The 24,118-nt window shown below is 68.3% G+C and carries 20 protein-coding genes and 1 rRNA gene; 15 read left to right on the plus strand and 6 right to left on the minus strand.

Annotated features, from left to right (window positions below; translation table 11 throughout):
* Positions 1-7: 7 nt before the first annotated feature.
* Both AMYAL_RS0106100 and AMYAL_RS0106105 read right to left on the minus strand, forming a co-directional pair.
* Positions 8-4,699, minus strand: a complete 4,692-nt coding sequence (locus tag AMYAL_RS0106100) for a DUF6603 domain-containing protein (protein ID WP_020630428.1) — start codon at positions 4,697-4,699, stop codon at positions 8-10.
* Between the two features lies 1 nt (position 4,700).
* Positions 4,701-7,259, minus strand: coding sequence for a M64 family metallopeptidase (locus AMYAL_RS0106105; protein ID WP_020630429.1), 2,559 nt, complete (start codon positions 7,257-7,259; stop codon positions 4,701-4,703).
* Positions 7,260-7,445: 186 nt separating this feature from the next.
* On the opposite strand from AMYAL_RS0106105, the gene AMYAL_RS0106110 reads away from it, so the two are divergent.
* Positions 7,446-8,429: an SMI1/KNR4 family protein gene (locus tag AMYAL_RS0106110; protein ID WP_020630430.1), complete on the plus strand. Its 984-nt coding sequence runs from the start codon at positions 7,446-7,448 to the stop codon at positions 8,427-8,429.
* A 235-nt stretch (positions 8,430-8,664) separates the two neighbouring features.
* Here the strand turns inward: AMYAL_RS0106110 and AMYAL_RS0106115 are convergent, their stop codons facing one another.
* Positions 8,665-9,009 (minus strand): hypothetical protein, encoded by a 345-nt coding sequence (locus AMYAL_RS0106115; RefSeq protein WP_020630431.1) that lies wholly within the window; start codon positions 9,007-9,009, stop codon positions 8,665-8,667.
* A 214-nt stretch (positions 9,010-9,223) separates the two neighbouring features.
* Between AMYAL_RS0106115 and lpdA the strand changes: the two genes are divergently transcribed.
* The 7 genes from lpdA to AMYAL_RS0106150 all read left to right on the plus strand — a co-directional run bounded on the left by lpdA (position 9,224) and on the right by AMYAL_RS0106150 (position 15,490).
* Positions 9,224-10,597, plus strand: a complete 1,374-nt coding sequence (gene lpdA / locus AMYAL_RS0106120) for a dihydrolipoyl dehydrogenase (RefSeq protein WP_020630432.1) — start codon at positions 9,224-9,226, stop codon at positions 10,595-10,597.
* A 59-nt stretch (positions 10,598-10,656) separates the two neighbouring features.
* Positions 10,657-12,417, plus strand: a complete 1,761-nt coding sequence (sucB, locus tag AMYAL_RS0106125; protein WP_020630433.1) for a 2-oxoglutarate dehydrogenase, E2 component, dihydrolipoamide succinyltransferase — start codon at positions 10,657-10,659, stop codon at positions 12,415-12,417.
* 112 nt (positions 12,418-12,529) lie between these two features.
* The gene (locus AMYAL_RS0106130; protein WP_020630434.1) at positions 12,530-13,414 is read left to right on the plus strand and encodes a TIGR01777 family oxidoreductase; all 885 of its coding nucleotides are present in this window, start codon (positions 12,530-12,532) and stop codon (positions 13,412-13,414) included.
* Positions 13,411-14,025, plus strand: a complete 615-nt coding sequence (locus AMYAL_RS0106135) for a phosphatase PAP2 family protein (protein ID WP_020630435.1) — start codon at positions 13,411-13,413, stop codon at positions 14,023-14,025. The genes AMYAL_RS0106130 and AMYAL_RS0106135 overlap by 4 nt, the downstream gene beginning before the upstream one ends.
* Before the next feature lie 10 nt (positions 14,026-14,035).
* Entirely contained in the window at positions 14,036-14,779 is a 744-nt protein-coding gene (gene lipB, locus AMYAL_RS0106140; RefSeq protein ID WP_020630436.1) for a lipoyl(octanoyl) transferase LipB, read from the plus strand.
* 62 nt (positions 14,780-14,841) lie between these two features.
* Positions 14,842-15,123, plus strand: a complete 282-nt coding sequence (locus tag AMYAL_RS0106145) for a hypothetical protein (RefSeq protein ID WP_020630437.1) — start codon at positions 14,842-14,844, stop codon at positions 15,121-15,123.
* A gap of 70 nt (positions 15,124-15,193) precedes the next feature.
* Positions 15,194-15,490 (plus strand): hypothetical protein, encoded by a 297-nt coding sequence (locus tag AMYAL_RS0106150; protein WP_020630438.1) that lies wholly within the window; start codon positions 15,194-15,196, stop codon positions 15,488-15,490.
* A gap of 305 nt (positions 15,491-15,795) precedes the next feature.
* Here the strand turns inward: AMYAL_RS0106150 and AMYAL_RS0106155 are convergent, their stop codons facing one another.
* Positions 15,796-16,731 (minus strand): LLM class F420-dependent oxidoreductase, encoded by a 936-nt coding sequence (locus tag AMYAL_RS0106155; protein ID WP_020630439.1) that lies wholly within the window; start codon positions 16,729-16,731, stop codon positions 15,796-15,798.
* A 24-nt stretch (positions 16,732-16,755) separates the two neighbouring features.
* Positions 16,756-17,373 (minus strand): TetR/AcrR family transcriptional regulator, encoded by a 618-nt coding sequence (locus AMYAL_RS0106160; RefSeq protein ID WP_026466790.1) that lies wholly within the window; start codon positions 17,371-17,373, stop codon positions 16,756-16,758.
* A gap of 132 nt (positions 17,374-17,505) precedes the next feature.
* Between AMYAL_RS0106160 and AMYAL_RS0106165 the strand changes: the two genes are divergently transcribed.
* From AMYAL_RS0106165 to AMYAL_RS0106195, 7 genes are all read left to right on the plus strand, one after another.
* Complete coding sequence (locus AMYAL_RS0106165) at positions 17,506-18,036, plus strand: hypothetical protein (RefSeq protein WP_020630441.1); 531 nt, start codon at positions 17,506-17,508, stop codon at positions 18,034-18,036.
* Between the two features lie 43 nt (positions 18,037-18,079).
* The gene (locus tag AMYAL_RS0106170; RefSeq protein ID WP_020630442.1) at positions 18,080-19,036 is read left to right on the plus strand and encodes an oxidoreductase; all 957 of its coding nucleotides are present in this window, start codon (positions 18,080-18,082) and stop codon (positions 19,034-19,036) included.
* 37 nt (positions 19,037-19,073) lie between these two features.
* Positions 19,074-20,075 (plus strand): lipoyl synthase, encoded by a 1,002-nt coding sequence (gene lipA, locus AMYAL_RS0106175; protein ID WP_026466791.1) that lies wholly within the window; start codon positions 19,074-19,076, stop codon positions 20,073-20,075.
* Between the two features lie 61 nt (positions 20,076-20,136).
* Entirely contained in the window at positions 20,137-20,799 is a 663-nt protein-coding gene (locus tag AMYAL_RS0106180) for a DedA family protein (RefSeq protein ID WP_020630444.1), read from the plus strand.
* Positions 20,800-20,808: 9 nt separating this feature from the next.
* Positions 20,809-21,675 (plus strand): patatin-like phospholipase family protein, encoded by an 867-nt coding sequence (locus tag AMYAL_RS0106185; RefSeq protein WP_020630445.1) that lies wholly within the window; start codon positions 20,809-20,811, stop codon positions 21,673-21,675.
* Between the two features lie 92 nt (positions 21,676-21,767).
* Positions 21,768-22,967, plus strand: coding sequence for a L,D-transpeptidase (locus AMYAL_RS0106190; protein WP_020630446.1), 1,200 nt, complete (start codon positions 21,768-21,770; stop codon positions 22,965-22,967).
* 16 nt (positions 22,968-22,983) lie between these two features.
* Complete coding sequence (locus tag AMYAL_RS0106195) at positions 22,984-23,736, plus strand: SIR2 family NAD-dependent protein deacylase (RefSeq protein ID WP_020630447.1); 753 nt, start codon at positions 22,984-22,986, stop codon at positions 23,734-23,736.
* A 183-nt stretch (positions 23,737-23,919) separates the two neighbouring features.
* Here AMYAL_RS0106195 and rrf read toward each other — a convergent pair.
* Positions 23,920-24,036 (minus strand): 5S ribosomal RNA (rrf, locus tag AMYAL_RS0106200).
* Between the last annotated feature and the right edge of the window lie 82 nt (positions 24,037-24,118).

A 24,118-nucleotide genomic window follows, 5' to 3' on the forward strand; every position in this document is an offset into this window, starting at 1 on the left:
TCGCTGGTCATGACAGGTAGATCTCGGCCGTCGCGGAGAGCTCGACGGGCTCCGGCCCCGGTGCGGAGGCCCCGGCGCGCACCAGGCCGCCGACGACGAACACGCGGCCGTCCGCCAGGTCGACGGCCGGGAAGTCCCAGCGACCGTCGGCGGGCGCGCCGGTCGCCCGCCAGGTGCCGGAGCCGGGGTCGAAGGCCACCGTGGCCCGGTAGCCCGCGGTCGCACCGGGGCGGCCGACCCCTCCGACGACGACGGCGCCGATCGGCGTGGCGACGCAGCGGTGCCCGCTCCGGCCACCGCCGGGCAGATCGGCGACGCGGGTCCACGTTCCCTTGACCGGGTCGTAGATCTCCGCCGTGGCAACACTTTCCGGCCGGTACGGGAGCACTCCGACGGCGTCGCCGCCGGTGACGAGCACGCGTCCGTCCGGCAGCACGGTCGCCTGGTGCCCCTTGCGGGGGACGGCGAGACCGCCGGTCGGAAGCCAGGTCTTCGTCGCGAGGTCGTAGATCTCGCAGGTGGCAAGTGCCCGCTCGCCCCGCCCGGTCGGCACCGCGCCGCCGACGACCAGCACCCCCGTGACCTTCTTGGTCTTCTGGTCGGTGAGGAGGACGGCCCGGTGCCCGGTGCGGGCGTCGGTCATCGGCGAGAGCGGAGTCCATTGCAGCGTCCGGGGATCCAGCAGCTCGGCCGAAGCCAGTGCCGCACCCCTCTCCGAAACCCCACCCGCGACGAGCAGCTGCGCGCCGACCGGTGTCGCGGTGTGCCCGGACCGGGCGGTGGCCAGATTCCCCGCGTCCGCCCAGGCCTTGGTGGCCGGGTCGAACACCTCGGCCGAGGCCAGCGGTTTGCCGTCCGCGCCGAGACCACCCGCCGCCACGACCCTGCCGTCGGCGAGCCTCGCCGTGCTGTGCCGCAGTCTCGCGGTCTTCAGCGGCAGGACGCCTGCTTCCCAGGTGACCGAGACCGGATCGAACAGCGTCGCGGTGTTCACCGGCTTCCCGGAGGCGTCGGCACCGCCGGCGACGAGCACCTTGCCCGCGACGAGCCGGACCGCGTCCGTGCCGGAAACCGCCGACGGCGGCGTCCCCGCGGGCGACCACGTACCCGGCTCGGCCACCCCCGCGCCCCCGGCCTCGGTGCGGCGCAGGATGTGCAGCTGCCCGGCCAGGCTGCCGTCGGCGGAGATCCAGTCCGCCATCGCGTCGGCCGCGCTCGCTTCGCTCCGGAAGTTCGCCAGCGTCGATCCGGCCTTCGACGGCGGGAACGCCTGCCGGTTGTTGCGGCGGTACGCGACGACGAAACTGTCACCGGTGACGCGCACCGTCTCGTCCGGGGTGAACGGCTGGCGCAACCGGGTTTCGTGCTGGGACAACGGCGAACGCGCGGTACTGCTGCCGTTGAGCAACGCGCCGAACACCGCGGGCGGCGGGCTGTACAGCTTCGGCACGGCGGGCGCCTTGACCGCCATCCGGACCCGGCGACGGCGCATGCCGAGCGTGGTCACCGTTTCCGGCGGCTCGTTGTCCACTATGTACAGTTCGTAGCGCGCGCTGCGCCGCACCGCCCTCGGCGAGGCGATGGCACCCTTTTCCGCGACCAGCTCCAGCCCGGCGTTCTGATCCTCGTAGGCGGCGCGGGAAAGTTTCGCCGCGTCGTCGGAATCCTGGAACTGGCCCATGGCGAATTTGTCACCGGTGATCGACGCCCGTTCCATCCCGCCGCCGGGAATGGGGACGACACCGAACCGCTTGCCGTCGCTGGGCCGTTGCGCGCCGACGCGGTCGATCCGGACATCGAGCGGGATGGCGCGCTGGTGGACGAACAGCGAACCGAGCGGGTGCAGCACCGGGTCGCCGGTGCCCGGCAGCTGCCGCAGGGTGACCAGCGGGTTGAACCCTCCGGCCGGCAGCCGGGTGCGCCAGCCCTCGGTCTTGCGGACCTCGGTCTCCAGCAGCCCGAGCACCTCCACCGGCGGCAGCGCCGTGTCGCGTTCCTCGCCCCAGGTGATGTCGAAATCCGCCGAGATCTCGAAGAACAGCAAGGAGATCGACCCGCGGCCGTGCGCGCGCCACGGCGTCGGCCCCTCCAGCTGGAAGTCGAGATCGATGCCGAACACGCCGACCCCGAACGCCTTCAACGAGACACCCGCGGAGATCTGGATGATGAACGAGAACGGCGAGAACCGGAACAGCGCGTCGAAGGCGAGATGTCCTTCGACGCCGAACCCGCCGAAACCCAGCCGGAGTTCGGCCTTGGCGCCGAACTGGGCGGTGTTGCTGGTGACCGCGAAATAGCCGGACACGCGGATCAGCCGTCCCGGCGAGTTCAGGATGTCGATGGACAGCCGCGGCGGCACGGGGAACGGCAGGGGCGGCGGTGTGAAGGACGGGTGGAAGCCGCCGACGCTGAGCACGAAGTCCGGGTTGTCGCTCCAGTCGACGAGCAGGCCCATCCCGCCCTCGATGGTCATCGTCAGGATCCGGGAGTCGAAGAGCTGGGCGTAGAACCACAGTCTCGATTTGTCGACTTGGAGCGCGCCGATGAAGTTGACCTGCAGTTTCAGCAGCGCGACGTCCTCGCTGGGCAGCACGCATTTCAGCACGCCGAGAATCGCGACATTGCCGGGCGGGATCTCCACGATCACCCCGAGCGAGACGGTGACCAGCGCCGGGGTGCCCCAGCCGATCTTCGCCATCGGCCCGATCAGGAACCGGCCGTCCTCCGGCGGGAAGAACCGCCTGAGGTCGCTGATGATCCGCGGCGCGTTCGCGATGACGTCCTTGGGGAACATCACCGATTCGACGCCACCGTTGATCACGCCGTCGAGCAGCGCGGCGAAATCCATCCGCCGGTTCAGCCCGAGGACGCCGCCGACCCCCAGCAGCGTGAACCCGAACCCGAGCTGGAAGCCGCCGCCCCCGAATTCGGTGGCGATCACGATCAGCAGCGAGAATCCCTCGGAACCGTCCGGCATCCGCGTGGTGATCAGCCCGATGGCCTTGAGCTCGACCAGCCCGGCGAACTCCAGCTCCAGCGCACCCGCGTACTCGCCGCGATCCGGGTCGAAGTACAGGTATCCGCCGCCGGAGACGATCCCCGCGTCGACCGACAGCCCGACCCCCTTGGGCGGTTTGAACCCCAGTGACAGGTCGGCGGGCCCGAGGTTGCCGTCCTTGAACGTGAGGTCCGCGGTGAGCCCGATCTGCTCCACCACCGCGGTGATCGGCCCGAGCTCCGCCTTGAACGTCGTCCCGAGCCCGATCGGGATCCCGTCCCCCGACGGCGACGCGGAGATCGTCAGCCCCTGGATTTCGAGCGGCCCCAGCTCGACGTGCGCCGCGATGTTCGCTTCAAGGTTGGCCGAACCGCGGAAGTAGATCCCGTGCGCGTGCGAGATCCCGACGACGAGGTCGCCGCCGACAGTGAACCCGCCGCCGGGGAGCAGCTTCCCGATGAAGCCGTCGGCGCCACCCCCGGTGAAGACGAATTCGAGCCCCTTGATCTCGAACTCGGCGAACACGTCCACGCCGTCGGCGATCCGCACGCCGCCGGTCGCGGCGATCTTGCGGAACTGCAGCCTGGTGCCGTCTTTCGAGCCGATCAGCACGGTGGGCCCGGCCGCCTTCTTCCCCCGCTCGACGACCACTTCGATGGCGCCGTCGATCTTGCCGGGTGAGCCTTTCTCGAAGCCGACGACGGTTTCGATGCCCCGGCCGGGCCGGATCCTGAGCGCGACGCCGCCTTCGAAGTCGAGGTCGCTGCGGATGAGGAGGGTGAGGTCGTCGGTCAAGGGCAGGTTGGCGCCCAGCGAGCCGGTGAAGTACGGCAGCAGCGCCAGCCCTGGCGGCGCGCCGTCCACCGACGGCAGTTCGACCAGCCGGATTTCGGCAGCCAACCGCTTGCCCTGCGGCAGGAATCGTTCGAACACGGTTCCCCGGATCGCTTTCACCAACGGACCCGTCAGGTCTTCGGGTGTCCCCTGCACGGCCGCCGCGGCCTGGGACGGCAGCGATCGCAGGTCGACGTCGACCCCCACGCTCATCAGCAGGTTGTCGAGCTGGGACGCCAGCGACGCGAAGTCGAAGTCCGGCCCGCCCCAGCCGAAGGCCTTCTTGAGCACCTCACCCGGATCACCGATCAACCGCGGGATGTCCGTGAGGTCGAGCGTGAGATGCAGGTACGACGGGCGGTTCCCGGAGCGCGGCGTGTACTTCCCTTTGACGACACCGAGGCTGCGCAACCCGAAGCCGACGGCGGGATGGTGCCGCTGGAGGTAGGTGACGATCAGGAAGTCGAGCAGCTGGCGAGGGAACTTCTCGCGGAAGCCGTCCACCCGCAGGGCTTCCGGGATGGCGGAGTCCGGTGCGGCGGCGATGCCTTTGACGCCGTCGACGAAGGCTTGCACCGCGCTGAGCACGCGGGCCACGTCGTCGGCGGAGAACTCGACGTCGACACCGCCGGAAGAACCCCCGCCCACGGTCAAGCCGCCGTCCCCGAGCAACCGGCGAAGGGACTCGGTCAACGTCTCCAGCGCGCCGCCCAACGCCGACAGGGCGGGCGGGACAGCGTCCACCCGCCAGCCCATCTTCTGCAGGAGGGCGACACAGGCGCCGGGGGAACGCACCGCCTCACGAAGCGGGAGCGCCGCCTGCCCGATCCCGGCGAGCACCTTTTCGAACGCACCCGTCCCGGCCATCTCACAGCTCCCCTGGGTAGAAAGCGGCGCTGAGAATCGCGTGATAACTCGGATCGACCCGGTTGACGATCAACCATTTGCAGACGTAGCAGAAGGCGCCGGCGTCCTGGCTGATCTCGGTCCACACGTTCGCCGTGCCGTAGTGATTCCGCATTTTGCAGGATCCGGCGGGGCGATAATGACCGCCGGAGAAGGCATTGCCGCCCTCGAACACGCCGACCGTCTTACTGGCGTTGCACGGCGGCGCGAAGCCGGCGATGTCCACCGGTTCGTCGTCCTCTTTCCGCACCTTGTCGTTGACGAGGTCCCGGTTCAACGGGGTCTTCGTGAGGAAAAGGAATTCCTTGACCTTCTTGTCCACCACGGAAACGAGACTCCCGTCCGGGGTCTTGAACGGAATGTAGAGGAAGGAGCCCGCCCGGTATTCCGCCAGCGGTGCCACGACTCCGGACAGGGTGATCTTGCCAGCCGTCGCGTCGATCGTCCCGATCTTGAGCCCGGTGAGCAGTTCGCCCGGCCCCTTGGCCAGCGGCAGCTGGACACCGTCCTTGGTGATCGAGAAATTGCGCAACCAGACCTCGGTGCCGTCCTTCTGCGCCTGGACCCATTTCCCGGTGTAGCGGGGATCGATCGTCACGGTGATGGCGCCACCGGCTGGCCGGGCGGGCGCCGTGATCTTCGCGGAAAGGATCATCCGGTGCAGATCGAGCCACTTGACCTTCCCCGGATCGATCAGCCTCCCCGGCGCCGGGGAGCCGGGATCGCGCAGGAACCCCAGTACCGAAAGGTTGTCGTCCGTGAGATCCGCGGTCGCGGTGGCCGCGTCACCGTCTCCACTCGCGTCCTCGTACTCGTCGCCGAGGTTGAAACTGTGCCCGAACTCGTGGGCCACCGTGTTGGCGATCTCGAGCAGGGCGGCGGCGGTGGGCGGGACCCCGGTCAGCGGATCACGCCGTCGCATTTCCCGTTTGTCGACCACGTCGGCATAGGTGAAGGCCACCGTGCGCTTGGCGGCCATGGTCTGCGCGGTGGCTGTCCCGTCGAAGGTGGTACCGCCGTCGACGTCCTCGTAACAGATCATCGCGACCAGGCCCCGGCTCGGTTTGAATTTCGTCGTGTCGGGCACCCAGTTCTTGCCGATCGGGTGGAACGGGGCGAAGGCGTACTGCGATCCGTTGAAGAACCTCGGCAATGCCGCGCCAGGGTTCTCCCGTTGCGGCGAGTACCGTTCCGGCGGATTCCGGCGAGGATCGGGCGCGAGGGTCCTGGTCGCGTCCGGGCTGTAGAACTCGTACAACCGCGCGATGAAAGCGCTCAGATCGACATGCGTCGTGTCTCCCAGCGCCGGCGGCTTCACCGGCGGCTTCGAGTTCCCGAACGGACGGTCGCCGGGCCGCTGTCCCAGGTACATCCCGAACGCCGTGTCCCGCGCGTGCAGGATCCCGACGGCGTCGTGCGCCCGCCACTCGGCGATCAGCTTCGGGTCCACACGCGACGGGTCGAAGCCCTTGAGGCTCTGCCCCTGCCAGATCGTCACCAGGTCGAACCGGCTCTCGTTGTGCATCGGCAGACCGACGATGGCGACGAGTTCCTGCATGGTGTAGCTGGTCTTCTCACTGCCCAGCCGCCCGTTGAACGGAATGGGTTTCGCTTTGTTGAAGTCGTCGTCGGTGATCCTGAACCCACACGTGAGGTAGTGGTCACGCGAGGGCAGGTAGGCCTTGAAGATGTTGAACCCGGCTTCCAGCATCGCGTACGGCTGGTGCCTCGGTTTGTCGAAAAGCTCACGGACGGTGTTGGCGACGATGAGGTCGAAGGCCTTCCGGTCCGTGTCGGTGTCCTGAAACCCTTCCGGGATGAACAGGATATTGGCCATGTCGTCGGCGTGCGCGACGTCAGGAGTCTGTACGGGCTCCAGGTTCTGGCGGGCCTTCCCGTAGTCGACCACCCTGACCGGCAGCGGATTGGTGACGCCGAGGAAGTTTCCCTTGATCCCGGTGGGCAGGGCGGAGTCGGTCGTCTCGGCCAGTCCCTGGACCCTGCCCTGCGGCGTGATCTTGAGCTTCGCCGGATCGTCCGGCGTCAAGGTCACGTACCCGTGTCCGGTGATGTCGCCGATCCGGTCGGCGCCCGTGGCGTCGTCGGTGAATTTCGCGTAGAGGGACGGCTGGGCGTGGCCGAATTCGCTGTCGAGCACCGTCGTGATCGAATCGTTCCCGAACCACCACGCGGTGATTCCTTCGTGGACTTGGAGACGGCCGACCAGATAAACCTCTCCCCAGCGGACCTGGAACAGGAAGACGCCGGGATCTCCCGGCGTGACGATTCCCGTTGCCGGGTTGATCGAGGGCAATCCGTCGAAGCGATGCCCGACCGGTTTGTGCGGCGCGAAGAAGTCGAACACGCAATCCTTGGTGACTTCCTTGAGCTGATAGCGATCGGGTTTGGTGTCGTCGAATTCCTGAGCGTGGAAGGAAACCTTGAGCGGCGGTGTCCCGGTACGCGCGACGTGCAGATCGCCGTGCGGAAAAAGAACCATGCCGACGGTCGTGACGGCCATTCCCCACCCCTTTGTCCTTCACGCGTGGACAACCACCGGCACAGCGGTGCGGGCCGGTGAATTCGTATTCGATGCGGATGTGCTCAAGCGTGGCGGCCGAATGGATCAGCCGTCAACGCATGGCCCGATGAACTGCCCCATGAGGCAGCGCGCCGGAGGGGAACCCGGTGTGGCAAGGTCGGTTCCGTGGACAGGGACGCGTATCTCGAAGGCGCGATCAGGGACGTGCTCAGCGGTGACGACGCGACGCTCGACGACCGGATCGGGCACGCGGCGCTGCTGTTCGCCGTTTCCGGAGCGATGGCGGAAGCCGACAGGCTGATCACACATTGGCACGCGCTCACCGAACGTCCCGTCACGGCGCTGATCCCCGGTACCGTGCGGGCCCGCGCGTGGGCGATGCTCTTCGAAGCGCGGGGGACGTGGCCGGAATGGGCCGCGGCGATGACCCCGCTCGACCTCGACGCCGAGGAACGCGCCCACGACGAGTACCTCGGCCGGCGAGTGTCCGATCTCGACGGTCTGCTGAGCGGCTCACCGATCGGCGAAGCCGTCTCGCATCTCGGGCCGTCGCGGCCGGATCGGTTGCGCGAGGCCGTCGCGCGAGGCGACCTCGACGCCTGGGCCGAGATCGCGTCGCGGCAGGCCGGCCCGGACGTCGCCGTCCTCGCCGCGACACGGCGGCTCGCGCCCCGTCTCGTCGCCGGAGCCGACCCGCTCGGGCTCGGCGGATGGCCGGGGCTGTGCGCCGGAGCGCTCGTCGCGGCGCTGTACGAGCGCTACCCGCCCGACACCGGTTCCTGGCGCGAGCTGGTCGCGGGCGTCCTCCGGCTTCGCGGCGGCGGCACCGCACCCCCGGCGGCGTCGCCGCGCACCATCGGCGCGGCCGAGGCTCGGCTCGGGCTCCGGCTGCCCGACGACTACCGCGAGTTCCTCCAGACCTGCGACGGCCTGCCCGCCGACGTCGTCTTCCCCCGGCTGCTCGGGACGGCGGAACTGCGCGCGGAAGGCGGGGTCGTCGTGATCGCCGATCCGGCCGTGGTGCTGCTCACCGCGGCGGGCGAGCGGTGGCGGACGGTCGAGATCGACCCGGCGCTGGGCACGACGGTGCATCCGACGTTCCGTTCGCTGCTGGAGCGGCACCTGCTGTTGCTTGCGCAGTCCGCGTGACGGGACCCGGCGGCGACCACGTCGTCCCGCCAGTCACGCGTGTCGTCCATCTGATCACACGTGCCGTCCGCTCAATCACACGAAAGCCCCAGCTGGGGCTTTCGACGAAGCAGGTCCACGAGTGTGGAGGAATCAGGACGTTCAACGTCCCAAATCCTCCACACTCGACCGCCCGTCGCACCAGCGGGTACGCAAACACGGGTCCACCAGAACCGTCCTTGCCACTCACGAGCCCTCAGGCTTCGCCGCGCTTCTTCCGCTCGGTGTACTCCCGCATCCGCTTCGGGTAGCCGACCCGCGCCACCTCGTACACGGGGATCGACCGTTTGTGACCGAACTGCTGAGCCGCGTCCAGGCTCTCGATCCGGCGCCGTGTCCACTCACCGTCATGGGCGATGAGGACGACCGTGGTCTCCGTGACGTTGGTCTTCGGCTCCACATAGGCCTCGACACCGGTCCGTGAAGAGGCCCACTCTTCGAGATGCTTGAAGTCGTTTGAAGAGGCTTTCCGCAGCGTACCGGGCTTTTGCCCGCCTTTAGAGCGCCGGCGCAGCGAGTCGAACAGACCCACTCCGACCACCTCACTTCCCACTCGCGTCCGATGTCCATTATCCCGACGCGGGCGTGTGCTCACCGTGGTGACCCTGGTAGGGCGTGTCCCGTGGGTCACACGACGCGGCCTAGGTCGCAGGCTCTCCACACGTAGTGACAAGATGGCAAGTGTCCGCGCGCGCGTATACCGCGCGAAGCGGCGCCAGAGCACCACCCCTACCGCTTGCCGAGGAGTTATTGAAGTGACCGACACCTCCGCCGACCTTGTGATCCTGGGTGGCGGATCGGGCGGCTACGCCGCCGCGTTCCGCGCGGCCGAGCTGGGCCTTTCCGTCACCCTGATCGAAAAGGACAAGCTTGGCGGGACGTGCCTCCACCGAGGCTGCATCCCGACCAAGGCCCTCCTGCACGCGGCGGAGGTCGCCGACGAGACCCGCGACGCCGAGACCTTCGGCGTCAAGGCCGTGCTGGAAGGCATCGACATCGCCGGGGTCAACAAGTACAAGGACGGGATCGTCTCCCGCCTGTACAAGGGCCTCCAGGGCCTGGCCAAGGCGCACAAGGTGAACCTCGTCGAGGGCACCGGAACGTTCGTCGGCGGCACCACCGTCGAGGTCGACGGCACCCGCTACACCGGCAAGAACGTCATCCTCGCCACCGGCTCGTACTCGAAGACGCTGCCCGGCCTGGAGCTGGGCGGGCGCATCATCGCGAGCGAGCAGGCGCTTTCGCTGGACTACATCCCGAAGAAGGTCATCGTCCTCGGCGGTGGTGTCATCGGTGTCGAATTCGCGTCCGTCTGGGCGTCCTTCGGCGTCGACGTCACCATCGTGGAGGCGCTGCCCCGCCTGGTCCCGAACGAGGACGAGTACGCGTCCAAGCAGCTCGAGCGCGCTTTCCGCCGTCGCAAGATCGCCTTCAAGACCGGCGTCCGGTTCACCGGCGCCAAGCAGGACGACAACGGCGTCAGCGTTTCGCTGGAGTCCGGCGAGACGCTCGAAGCCGACCTGCTGCTGGTCGCCGTCGGCCGCGGCCCGAACTCGGCCGGGCACGGGTACGAGGAGGCCGGCGTCAAGATGGAGCGCGGCTTCGTCCTCACCGACGACCGCCTGCGCACCAACCTGCCGAACGTGTTCGCCGTCGGTGACATCGTCCCCGGTCTGCAGCTCGCGCACCGCGGCTTCCAGCAGGGCATCTTCGTCGCGGAGGAGATCGCGGGCCAGGAGCCGCGCGTGATCGACGAGAGCGGCATCCCGCGCGTCACCTACTCGCACCCCGAGGTCGCTTCGGTCGGTCTGACCGAGTCGCAGGCGAAGGAGAAGTACGGCTCCGACGTCACCACCTTCACTTACGACCTCGGCGGCAACGGCAAGAGCCAGATCCTCAAGACCTCCGGCGGGGTCAAGCTGATCAAGGCCCCGGAAGGGCCGGTCGTGGGCGTGCACATGGTGGGCGACCGCGTCGGCGAGCTGATCGGCGAAGCGCAGCTGATCTACAGCTGGGAGGCGTTCCCCGAGGACGTGGCCCCGCTCATCCACGCGCACCCCACGCAGACCGAGGCCCTCGGTGAAGCGTTCCTCGCCCTGGCGGGCAAGCCGCTGCACGTCCACAGCTGACGTCTCACCGTCGAAGAACCAGAAGACCAAGCAAGACATATCAAGGGAGTCAGCGAACGATGGCCTACTCCGTCACGTTGCCGGAGCTCGGTGAGAGCGTCACCGAGGGCACCGTCACCCGGTGGTTGAAGCAGGAGGGCGACACCGTCGAGGTCGACGAGCCGTTGCTCGAGATCTCCACGGACAAGGTCGACACCGAGGTCCCGTCCCCGGTCGCCGGCAAGGTCGTGAAGATCAGCGCCCAGGAAGACGAGACCGTCGAGGTCGGCGGCGAGCTCGCCGTCATCGACGACGGGACCGGCGGGGTGCCGGAGTCCTCCGGTTCCGCCGCGCCCGCCGCCGAAGAGGCGCAGCCCGAGCCGGAACCGGAGCCCGTGCAGGAACAGGCTTCCGCGCCGTCCCAGCCGGCCGCCGCGCCGGCTTCGGGCGGTGAAGGCACCGAGGTGAAGCTGCCCGAACTGGGCGAGAGCGTCACCGAGGGCACCGTCACCCGGTGGCTCAAGCAGGTCGGCGACAGCGTCGAGGTCGACGAGCCGCTGCTCGAGATCTCCACGGACAAGGTCGACACCGAGGTCCCATCCCCGGTCGCCGGCACCGTGCTGGAGATCCGCGCCGGTGAGGACGAGACCGTCGAGGTCGGCGGCGTCCTCGCGGTGATCGGTGCCGCCGGTTCCGCCCCGGCCCCGAAGGCCGAGCCGAAGCCGGAACCCAAGCCCGAGCCGAAGCCGGAGCCCAAGCCGGAACCGAAGCCCGAGCCCAAGGTCGAGGCCGCTCCCGCGCCGAAGCCCGTCGAGGCGCCGAAGCCGGTCGCTCAGCCCGCGCCGAAGCCCGCCGCGGCGAGCAGCGACAACGGTTCGGACAACGCGCCGTACGTGACGCCGCTGGTCCGCAAGCTCGCTTCGGAGCACGGCATCGACCTGTCGTCGCTGACCGGCAGCGGTGTCGGTGGCCGCATCCGCAAGCAGGACGTGCTCGCGGCCGCCGAGGCCAAGCAGAAGGCCGCCCCGGCTCCCGCCGCGCAGCCCGCTGCCGCCGCCCCGGCCGCCGCCGCCCCGTCGGCTCCGCGCAAGGCCGCGGTTTCGCCGGAGCTCGCGGCCCTGCGCGGCACCGTGCAGAAGGCCAGCCGGATCCGTCAGATCACCGCCGTGAAGACCCGCGAGTCGCTGCAGCTTTCCGCGCAGCTCACGCAGGTCCACGAGGTGGACGTCACGAAGATCGCCAAGCTCCGCCAGCGGGCGAAGGCGGCCTTCAAGGAGCGCGAGGGCGTCAACCTGACGTTCCTGCCGTTCTTCGCGAAGGCCACCGTCGAGGCGCTCAAGCAGCACCCGAACGTCAACGCGTCCTACAACGAGGACACGAAGGAGATCACCTACCACGGTGCGGTGCACCTGGGGATCGCGGTGGACACCGAAAAGGGTCTGCTGTCGGTGGTCATCCACGACGCGGGTGAGCTCAGCCTCGCCGGTCTCGCGCACCGCATCGCCGACCTGGCGGGCCGCGCGCGGGCGGGTCAGATCAAGCCGGACGAGCTTTCGGGCGGCACCTTCACGATCACGAACATCGGCTCCAACGGCGCCCTGTTCGACACGCCGATCATCGTGCAGCCGCAGTCCGGCATGCTCGGTACCGGCGCGGTCGTGAAGCGTCCGGTCGTGATCGCGGACGCCGACGGCAACGACACGATCGCCGTCCGGTCGATGGCGTTCCTGCCGCTGACCTACGACCACCGCCTGGTGGACGGGGCCGACGCGGGCCGCTTCGTCACGACGATCAAGCAGCGTCTGGAAGAGGGCAACTTCGAGGACGAGCTCGGTCTCTGATCCTCCCAGTGGTCCGTGAAGGCCCTCGTCCCGCTTCGGCGGGGCGGGGGCCTTCGCCTTTCCCTCGGAACCTGAGTGTGCGACCGGACCGTGGATAGGCAACGATCGGTTCATGCGAGTTCTGATCGCGGGCGCGAGCGGACTGATCGGCACCTCCCTGACGAAGCGGTTGCGCGGGTCCGGACACGAAGTGGTCCGCCTGGTACGCCGGGAGGAGCGGGCCGCCGACGAGCGCCGCTGGGATCCCCCCGCCGGGGAGATCGCCGATGGCGCGCTCGACGGGATCGACGCCGTGGTGAACCTCGCGGGGGCGCCGCTGCTGCCGGGACGCTGGAGCGCGGCCCGCAAACAGGTCCTGCTCGACAGCCGGGTCGAGCCGACGGAGGTGCTCGCGGAAGCCGTCGCCGAGCACGGGATCCCCGTACTGGTCAACGCTTCCGCCGTCGGCTACTACGGCGACCCCGGTCCGTCACTGGTGGACGAGACAAGTCCCGTGGGGCGCGGTTTCCTCGCCGAACTCTGTGGCGCGTGGGAAGGCGCCACCGAGACCGCGGCCACCTCGGGAGCCCGTGTCGTGCGCATCCGCACCGGGCTGGTGCTCGCGCGCAAGGGCGGGCTCCTCGACGTCCTGCGGCCGCTGTTCCGGTTGGGACTCGGCGGGAAACTCGGTGACGGCAAGCAGTACATGCCGTGGATCTCGCTCGACGACGAGGTCGGCGCGATCGTCTTCGCGCTGGAGAACGACTCGCTGTCGGGCGCGGTGAACCTCTCCGGACCGCAGCCCGCCACGAACACGGCCTTCACCAAGGCCTTGGGCCGGGCGGTGCACCGGCCGGCGATCTGGCAGGTCCCCGGATTCGCCATGAAGATCGCCCTCGGCCAGGCGGCCGAGGAGATGGCGCTGTTCGGGCAGCGCGCCATGCCCAAAGCACTGGAGGAAGCGGGGTACGAGTTCCGCCACCCGACCCTTGAGGACGCGCTGGCCGCCGCGACATGACCGCGCGGCGCGGTCTGTACACCCTCGCCGGAACCCTTCTGCTGATCGGCTTCGTCATCCTCGGGCTGTCCGTGGACAAGCGGCCTCCGCCGGTGGACGTCGCCCTCGCCGACACGTTCCGAGGGCAGTACACCCGGCCCGCCGGCCAGGTGGCCGACCTGGTCACGAACGTCCTCGGCCCGGTCCTGCCGTTCGTGCTGGGCACGGTGCTGGTGGTGATCGCCCTGCGCCGCCGGGAGCTGACCGCGTTGTGCGTCAAACTGGCCGTCGTGCTGGTGCTGTGCCGCCTGACCAGCCTGATCGCCAAACCGCTGTTCTACCGGGACCGGCCTCGCGAGTTCCCCGACCCGAGCTACCCGAGCGGGCACGTCGTCGCCGTCGCCTGCACCGGATTCGTCGCGGTCTTGCTGTGTGCTTGGACACGCCCGCGTCTGGCGCGTCTCGCGATCACGATCGCCGTCGCGGCGACGCTCGTGGCCGCGCTCTGCCGCATCGTGCTGGGTGTGCACTGGCTGACCGACACCGCGGGATCCGTACTCGCGGTGGGGGGTGTCGGCCTGATTTCGGCGGCCGGGCTGGGGCTGCTGCCCAGGCCGGAAGACCCGGCGTAGTGTCGCTCAGGTGAGCTCTTCGACCACGTCATGCCGTGCCGCCACCGAGCCCGTCGACGTCCGCGAGATCGGGACGATCGACTACACCGAAGCCTGGGAACTCCAGCGCCGGCACGTGACAGCCCGTGCCGACGGCGAAGGCCCCGACACCATGCTCCTGCTGGAGCACCCGTCGGTGTACACCGCGGGCAAGCGCACCGAAGCCGAGGACAGGCCGACCGACGGCACCACGGTGATCGACGTCGACCGCGGCGGCAAGATCACCTGGCACGGGCCCGGCCAGCTGGTCGGCTACCCGATCATCAAACTCGCCGACCCGATCGACGTCGTGCACTACGTGCGGCGTCTCGAAGAGGCCCTGATCACCGTCTGCGACCAGCTCGGCGTGCACACCGGCCGGGTCGAGGGCCGCAGCGGCGTCTGGATCCCCGCCGACGACCGCGGCGTGGAGCGGAAGATCGCCGCGATCGGCATCCGCGTGCAGCGTGGCGTGACCATGCACGGTTTCGAGCTGAACTGCGACCCCGACCTCGACGCCTTCGACAAGATCGTCCCGTGCGGCATCCGGGACGCGGGCGTCACGTCGCTCTCCTACGAACTGGACCGCGAAGTCACCGTCGCGTCAGTGCTGCCGATGGCGCGCGAAGCCGTCCTCGCCGCGCTGGAAGGCGAACTCCCGGTGAGCGACGAGCGCTGGCTGCCGCGGCCCGAGGCACCTGCCGCCCCCGGTGTCACTTTCGCTTTGCAGAACTAGTTTTTGTGCCACGCTTTCCAGTAGGGCCACGGAAACACCGACGGCCCCACTGGGAGGAATCCATGCGCACATTCGCGCGCGTCCTGGCGGTCGCGGCCGCCGCGGGCGGACTGCTGGCCGCACCCGGCGTCGCTTCGGCGGTGCCCCCGAGCTGCTGGACCGAGACCAACGGCTCGACCTGGGCCGCCGGCTTCTGCCCGAGCGGCACCTACAAGGTCGTCGTCCAGTACTGCCGTCCGAACTGCCACCGGGAAGAGGGCTATCCGGCGGTCAACGGCAATCCCTCGGGAATCTCGTTCACCCCCGGCGGCTCCATCGCCAGCGTGGACGTCGAGTACGTCTAGACGTACTGAGACCTGCGAAGATCACCAGTACGGCCGCCGGAAACGCCGGTGGCCGTACTGGGAGGAAGTCATGCGCAAGTTTTCGCGTGTTCTCGCGGCGGCCGGTATCGCGGTCGCCGCTTCGGTGAGCCTGCCCGCGGCGGCGTCGGCCACGCCGCCGCCCGGCTGCACCGGCGGCCACGACGGGGCGAAGTACGCCTGGGCGAGCTGCACCGCGTACGGCACCCACCCGTACCGGGTGACCGCGTACAACTGCAGCCCGGTCTGCGGCAATGCCCTCGGCGAATGGGCCGCCAACGGGGCGGAGTCCCACCTGACCATCTCCTGGCCGGCGAAGATCCTGGACATCGGCGTCGAAATCCAGTGACCCAGTACGCTTTCGCGGTCCGGCACTGAGCCGAGAGGTGTCGCGAAAGCCACTTTCGGGACGTCTGATGTCCCGAAAGTGGCTTTCGCGACACCCAAGGTCAAAGCGCGACAGTTCGTACGTGAAGAGGGCCTTCACATATTTCCGCTGTGGTTGGTGCTGCCGCCGTGACGCTTGGTCCGGCGCTGAGCCGAGGTGTTGCGAAAGCCACTTTCGCAACCTTCAAGGTTGTGAAAGTGGCTTTCGCAACGCCTGCACCTCAAAGCGCGACAGCTCGCAGTACGTGAAGGGGGCCTTCACGTACTTCAGTCCAGCTGAGGAGCGACCTCGGAGGCGATCAGCTCGACCTGGTCCAGATCCGAGAGGTCCAGCAGCTGCAGGTAGAGCCGGGTGATCCCGGTCTTCTCCCGCCACTGCCCGATCTTCTCGACGACCTCCGACGGCGTCCCCGCGAGCCCGTTCTCCCGCAGCTCGGACACCTCGCGCCCGATCACCGAAGCGCGCTTCGCGATCTCGGCGTCATCACGGCCCACGGCGACGACGAGCGCGACCGAGCGGAGGATCTCCTTGGGGTCGCGGCCGATCTCGCGCGCAGCGTCGTCGACGCGGCCGAACTGCTCGGCGGCGGCCTCCGGCGAAGCGAACGGCAGGTTGAACTCGTCCGCGTAGCGGGCGGCGAGCGCCGGGGTGCGCTTCTTGCCGCCACCGCCGATGATCACCGGCGGCCGGGGCCGCTGCGCCGGTTTGGGCAGGCCGGGCGAGTCGACCAGCTTGTAGTGCTCGCCGTCGAAGGAGAACGTCTCCCCTTCCGGCGTCTCCCACAGCCCGGTGACCACCGCGAGTTGCTCGGCGTAGCGGTCGAAACGCTCCTTGAGCGGCGGCAGGTCGAGGCCGTAGGCGGTGTGCTCGTCGTCGTACCAGCCCGAACCGAGGCCGAGTTCGACGCGGCCGCCGGACATCTGGTCCACCTGCGCGACCGAGATCGCGAGCACCGACGGATGCCGGAAGGTGGCGGCGGTGACGAGCGTGCCCAGCCGCACCCGGCTGGTCTCACGGGCGAGACCCGCGAGGGTGATCCACGCGTCGGTCGGTCCCGGCAGCCCGGTCGCCGACCCCATCTTCAGATAGTGATCGCTGCGGAAGAAGGCGTCGTAACCCGCGTCCTCGGTGGCCTTGGCCACCCGGAGCAGGTCTTCGTAGCTGGCCCCCTGCTGGGGCTCGGTAAAGATCCTGAGGTCCACGCCGTCACCCTATAGACGGAGCGTTCAGCTCGCTTTCCCGTGCTCAGCAGCCGGAACACGGCGGAAGCCGACGAGCAGCCGCACCAGGACCTCCTCGACCTGGGCACTGACCTTCTTCGGCTCAGGAGACGAAGCGATCTCGATCGCGGCGCTCGACAGCGCGCCGAACAGCAGCCGCGCGGTGACGTCCACCGGGACGTCGTCGACCTCGCCGACCTCGATGAGCGACTGGATCCCGGTGCGGACCAGGCCGAAGCTGCACCGTTCCTCCGCCTCGCGCCAGCGCTCCCAGCCCATCACCACCGGGGCCTCGTGGATCGCGATCCGCTGGTACGCCGGGTCGAGGCAGCTCTGCAGGAACCCGCGCAGCCCGGCGAGCGCCCGTTCCCACGGCGAGTCCGGGCCGTTCATGATCTTTTCGAGCCTGTCGAACACCTGGCTCTCGACCGTGTCGAAGGCAGCTTCGAAGAGCGCCTGCTTCCCACTGAAATGGTGGTAGAGCGCGCCTTTCGTCACCCTGGCCCGCTTGGCGATCTCGTCGAGAGACGTGCCGGCGTATCCGCGTTTGGTGAACAGCTCCACGGCACTCTCGACGAGTGCCGACCGGGTGGACTCGGAATAATCCAGCCGCCTTGACCTCATTGTCGCCACCTTCACAACTTTACGCCGCCGGTCCCGCTCCATACCCATGGTATGTTGACTGCTGTCAGGTCCGTACCGGGAGTATGCCGCAAACCTGCGGTATGAACCGGGTCACGGAGGGGAGCCCACATCATGAGCTGGAACGACTTCTACCAGCGGCGCGACATCCTCGAAGCCGCACTGCGCCAGGCGGGTCACCACCCGTCCGACGCGATCTCACTCGAAGACATCCCTGGCGCCACCAAGTACTTCACGACCGAAGACGAGCTTCTGCTCGCGCTCCGGTACAAGTGGAACCAGGTTTTCGCCGGTCGCCTCCGCGCCGAGATGACCGATCCGGATTACGCCGACCAGGATCTCGCGCTCGACCGCGTCGAAGCCGTCACCCGCGCCTGGAACAGCGCCACGGCCGAACACGAGACCCTCCGCGCCGTTCTCGACGCGGCCCTTGAGCGGTGCCCGGCGCTGATCCCGTCGCACGAAGCCGAACTGCGTACCCTCGCGCTGACGGCGGGACTGGCCGACGGTGAGGAGCCGAGCGAAGAGATCACCAAGGTCGGCAGCGCGTTCGCCACGCTGCTCCGGCACGGCCGTCACGCGAAGCCCGCCCGCCGCCGCAGTCCCATGGGTCACCTGCTCCGGTTGCTCGCGCCGAGCGCCTGACCTGCCATGGCGACACGGCCGACGATGTAGTTAGGTGACCGGCATGGCTGCTCACGCGCGCTGGACCGAGGCCGACATCCCGGATCAGACCGGCCGGACCGTATTCGTCACCGGCGCGAACTCGGGGCTCGGGCTGCGCATGTCCGAGGTACTCGCGGGCAAGGGGGCCCGCGTGCTTCTCGGCTGCCGGTCACCGGAGCGCGGCGCCGAGGCGCTTGAGCAGGTGCGCGCGGCCGCGACCGGGGAACCGCCCGGACTCGTCCGGCTGGATCTCGCCGACCTCGAGTCGGTGCGCGAAGCCGCGAAGAAGGTCCAGGAGCTGTCGGACGGCAAGCTCGACGTCCTGGTCAACAACGCGGGGGTGATGGCGACGCCGCGCGGTCACACCAAGGACGGCTTCGAGACCCAGTTCGGCACGAACCATCTCGGGCACGCGGTGCTGACCTGGCTGCTGATGCCGTCTCTGCGTGGCGGCTCGAAAGCGCGTGTCGTGACCTTGTCGAGCGTCGCGGCGACAGGCGCACGCATCGACATTGCCGACCCGAACTTCGAACGCCGGATGTACAACCCTGGTTCGGCCTACGGCCAGTCGAAACTCGCCAACCAGGTGTTCGCGCTCGAACTCGACCGTCGGCTGCGCGCCGCGGGCGAGGACGTCATCAGCGTGGCGGCGCATCCCGGCTACACGTGGACCGGACTCGGTTCGGGGATGGCCCGTTCCTACCGCAACCCGGTGGTGCGCGCGCTCGTCGCCGGGGGCAACCGGATCGGCGAGATCTTCATCGCGCAGAACGCCCGCCAGGGCACGCTTCCGCAGCTGTTCGCGGCGACGTCCCCCGAGGTCGATGGCGGCGACTACATCGGCCCTCGAGGACTCGGCGGACTTCGCGGCACCCCTGTCAAGGTGCGGCCGCTGACCCCCGCGACGAGCGAATCGCTCGGCGTCGCGTTGTGGGACGTGACCACCAAGTTGACGGGCGTCACCCCCGACCCCGCGTGAGCGGCGACCACTACTCCGGCGGGCGTAGGGTGACGGTGTGAGTGCTGCCCCAGATGGCCGCAAGCTGTTGCGGCTCGAGGTCCGGAATTCCCAGACTCCCATCGAAAAGAAGCCGTCGTGGATCAAGACGCGCGCCCGGATGGGTCCGGAGTTCACCGAACTCAAAGGCCTGGTGCGCCGCGAAGGCCTCCACACCGTGTGTGAAGAAGCCGGCTGTCCCAACATCTATGAATGCTGGGAAGACCGTGAAGCCACCTTCCTGATCGGTGGCGACCAGTGCACCCGGCGCTGTGACTTCTGCCAGATCGATACCGGCAAACCCGCCGAGCTGGACCGCACCGAGCCGCGCAAGGTCGCCGAAAGCGTCCAGGCGATGGGCCTGCGCTACTCGACGGTGACCGGTGTCGCGCGTGACGATCTCGAAGACGGTGGCGCGTGGCTGTACGCGGAGACTGTCCGTCAGATCCACGCGCTGAACCCCGGTACCGGTGTCGAGCTGCTGATCCCGGACTTCAACGCGGATCCCGACCAGCTGGCCGAAGTCTTCGGTTCGAGGCCGGAGGTGCTCGCGCACAACGTCGAGACGGTGCCGCGGATCTTCAAGCGGATCCGCCCCGGTTTCCGGTACGCGCGATCGCTGGAGGTCATCACGAAGGCTCGTGAGGCTGGTCTGGTGACGAAGTCGAACCTGATCCTCGGCATGGGCGAGACCCCCGACGAGGTCGCGCCCGCGATGAAGGACCTGGTCGACGCGGGCTGCGAGATCCTGACGATCACCCAGTACCTGCGTCCTTCGCCGCGGCACCATCCGGTGGACCGCTGGGTCAAGCCCGAAGAGTTCGTCGAGCACTCGAACGCCGCCGAGGCCATGGGCTTCGCCGGAGTGATGGCCGGACCGCTCGTACGCTCGTCGTACCGCGCCGGGCGTCTCTTCGCGCAGACGAAGGCCCGCCGCGGCGAAGCACTGTCGGAGAACCTGGCACACCTCGCCGCCGAAGGAACCGCGGCACAGGAAGCCAGCTCGCTGCTGGCCCGGTGACACCGGTCACCCTGACCGCGACATCGCCACCCACCAGGTCACGAATCAGTAAAGTGACCTGGTGGCGTTGGTAACGGATCTACTCACTTGGCTGCAGGGACTCCCGGAACCGGGACTGGTCGCGGCGACCGGCGGACTGGTGTTCGCCGAATGCACCATCGGGCTCGGTTTCATCGCGCCCGGCGAATCGGGGCTGCTGATCGCGGCCACGACGGCGACGTCGGTCTCCCGTTTCCTGACCCTGTGGGCCGTCGTGACGGTCTGCGCCGCGCTGGGCGACTCGCTCGGCTACGCGATCGGCAAACGCTTCGGCCCGCGGCTGCGCGAAACGAAACTGATCCGCAAGTACGGCCTCGACGCCTGGGACAAGGCGACCGGCGTCCTCGAACGGCGAGGCGCGTGGGCGGTGTTCTTCGCGCGATTCCTGCCGGTGATCCGCACGCTGACCCCGGCGGCGTCCGGGACCTCGGGCCTGCCGTTCCGCAAGTTCCTTCCCGCCGCCGCGGCGGGCGCTGCCTGCTGGTCGGCCATCCACATCGGTATCGGCGCGGCCCTCGGTGAGGCCGCGAAGAAGGTCGAAGGCGTGCTGAACACCGGCGGCCTGGCCATCGTCGGCGTGCTCGTCGGCGTCGCGGTGTTCTTCCTGCTGCGCTACAAGAAGAAGAAAGCGCTCGCCGTCACAGCCGAAGAAGCCACCCCGGCGAAGATCGGCGCGGACGACTAGATTCCGGGCATGGCCGCCCTGAACCTGCCCCAGCCGATCGGTTTCGTCCTCGGCGGTGGCGGCAGTCTCGGCGCCATGCAGGTCGGGATGCTGCAAGCCCTCACCGAAGCCGGGATCCGGCCCGACCTCGTCGTCGGCACGTCGGTGGGTTCGCTCAACGCGGCCGTCCTCGCGCTCGGGGGCGAATCGGGTGACCGGCTGAACCGGATCTGGTCGCGGATGACGCGGCACGAGGCGTTTCCCGGCGGCGTGCTCAGCCAGGTGCGGACCCTGCGGCACAGCAAGACCAACCTGTTCCCCAACACGGGACTCGCCGCGATCGTCGACGAGCACATCGGCGAGGGCGTCCGGTTCGAGGATCTCGCGCTGCCGCTGGGTGTCGTCGCGACGGACGTCGACACCGCCGAGCCGCTGCTGATCCGCTCCGGACCCGTTCTGGCGCCCCTGCTGGCCAGCTGCGCGATTCCGGGGATCTATCCGCCGGTGCCGTTCGGGGAGCGGATGCTCTACGACGGCGGCCTGGTCGCCAACGTGCCGATGCGCCAAGCACTCGCGATGGGCGCGAAGTCGCTCGTCGTCCTCGACTGTGCTTTTCCCGGCAAGATGCCCGGCACGCCGCAGACCTTCGCCGAGGTGATGATGTTCACCGCGATGATCAGCATGCGGAACCAGGCCGTCCTGGAGGCGCCGATCGCCGCGTCGGAGGTGCCCGTGGTCTACGTGCCGGGACCGAAGCCGGTGCGGGTCAGCCCGCTGGACTTCAGCCACACCACGGCACTGACCGCCGAGGCCTACGACGCCGCAAAGACCTATTTGGGTGAATTGAGCGTCAATGGCCCTGGTCTTTACGGTGCCCCCGGTCTCGTCGTGGCGTGACAAGCAACCATCCGACATCGTTCACGTCTTCTTGGTCGCGTACTTTTGAAAGAGAACTTTCCGCTGATCGAGCGACGTAAAAAGAGAACTATATGTTTCCCAAGAAGACATTACTTTCGACGGCCGGAATACTCGCCGCGGCACTGTTGATCTCGGCGTGCTCGTCCACGGGCGAGAACAACCCCGCGAATTCGACCGGCGGCAACACCGGATCGGAGGAGACCCCGGTTTCGGTGACCATTGATCCGGCGGGCGGGACGAACGTCAATCCGGCGATCCCGGTGGTGGTCAAGGCCGAGCACGGCAAGCTGACCGACGTCACCGTCAGCAACGCCGACAAGGGCAACCAGGTCAAGGGCGAGCTGGCGAGCGACGGCCTCAGCTGGAAGACCACCGAGCCGCTCGGTTACGGCAGCACGTACAAGATCGTGGCGCACGCCCAGGGCACCAACGGGAAACCTGTCGAACAGCAGAGCAGGGTCTCCACCCTGAGCCCCAAGCAGCAGGCGAACCCGAACCTGATCCCCGCCCCGTCGGCCGCCGCTGCCGGCGGTGTCGGCGTCGGGCAGCCGATCGTGTTCTCCTTCGGCCAGCCGGTGAAGAACAAGGCCGACGTGGAGAAGAAGCTGTCGGTGGAGTCCACGCCGAAGCAAGAGGGTTCCTGGTACTGGATCGACGACAAGAACGTCCATTACCGCCCCAAGGCGTACTGGCAGGCCGGGACGACGCTCAAGGTGTCGGCGATGATCTACGGCGTCGATTTCGGCAATGGCGTCTACGGCGCGACCGACCGCACCGAAACGTACAAGGTGCATGATTCCTGGGTCGCGAAGGCCGACGGCAACACCGAGCAGATGCAGATCTTCCACAACGGCCAGATGGTGAAATCGATGCCGATTTCCATGGGCAAGGACGCCACGCCGACACATCTGGGCGCCCACGTCATTTCGGACAAACACGAGAATTACACGATGGACTCGTGTACCTACGGCGTCTGCCAGGGTCAGCCGGGGTACTACAAGTCGAACGAGAAGTGGTCGCTGCGGATCTCCAACGACGGCGAGTTCGTCCACGAGAACCCGAACAGCGTCGGCTCGCAGGGCAGTGCGAACGTTTCACACGGCTGCATCAACCTGAACGCCGCCAACGCGCAGTGGTTCTACCAGAACATGGGGCTCGGCGACGTCGTCGAGGTGACCAACTCCGGTGGCCCGCAGCTGCCGGTCTGGGACCTCTACGGCGACTGGTCGAAGTCGTGGGCCGACTGGCAGGCGGGCAGCGCGGTCAAGTAGCGGTCATCATGGGACGGTGACCACCGTTCCCGGACTGGGCGAGGCCCGTTCACTCGTCACCGGCGCCGGCCGGATCGTCGCACTGACCGGCGCCGGGATCTCCACCGATTCGGGGATCCCCGACTTCCGCGGCCCGCAGGGCCTGTGGACCCGCGATCCGACAGCGGAAAAGATGTCGAACCTCCAGGCGTACCGAAGCAGTCGCGAGGTCCGGGAACGGACTTGGCAAGCTCGGCTGGTGCACCCCGGCTGGGACGCAACGCCGAATGCCGCGCACTACGCGCTCGAACGCCTGTCGCCGACGCACATCGTCACCCAGAACATCGACCGCCTGCATCAAAAAGCAGGTTCTCCGCCGGAGCAGGTCTTGGAACTGCACGGGACGATGTTCGAGTCTGTCTGCCTGTCCTGTGACGACCACCGGGACATGCGCTCGACGCTGGAACGCGTCCGGGCGGGCGAGACCGATCCGCCCTGTCTGCTGTGCGGCGGCATCCTGAAGTCGGCCACGGTCTCGTTCGGCCAGCACCTGGACCAGAACCTGCTCCGGGCCGCACGGGCAGCCGTCGCCGCGAGCGATCTCCTGCTGGTGGCCGGTTCCTCGCTGAGCGTGCAGCCTGCCGCCTCACTGGTGAGCGTGGCCTCGCGGGCCGGGGCCGCCGTGGTGATCTGCAACGGCACCGAAACGCCCTACGACTCCATGGCGACCGCCGTGGTCCGCGGTCCTCTCAGCGAAACCCTCCCGACCCTCACCGCTCCCCGCATTTAGTCCTCTGAATGCGGGGCCGGCCGGTCCTCTGGCTTGCTCGTCGCTCCGCCTGTCCCGCCCAAGCGCGTCACTTGCGTGTTCGGGCTCTGGTCACGTGTGTGACGGGGTGCGGGGTATAGAAAAAAGGCCCAGATCGGGAGAACCTCGGGGGTTCTCGACCGATCTGGGCCTTCTTCAATGTTAGTCCGGCGGTGTCCTACTCTCCCACAACCCTTCGGTTGCAGTACCATCGGCGCTGTCAGGCTTAGCTTCCGGGTTCGGAATGGGACCGGGCGTTTCCCTGACGCTATAACCACCGAAACACTGTGAAACAACCACTTCCACCAATACAAATTGGTGGTTGTGTGGTGTTTCAGAGCTGTAGAGTGGATGCGTAACATCT

The organism is Amycolatopsis alba DSM 44262, assembly GCF_000384215.1.
Taxonomy (GTDB): domain Bacteria; phylum Actinomycetota; class Actinomycetes; order Mycobacteriales; family Pseudonocardiaceae; genus Amycolatopsis; species Amycolatopsis alba.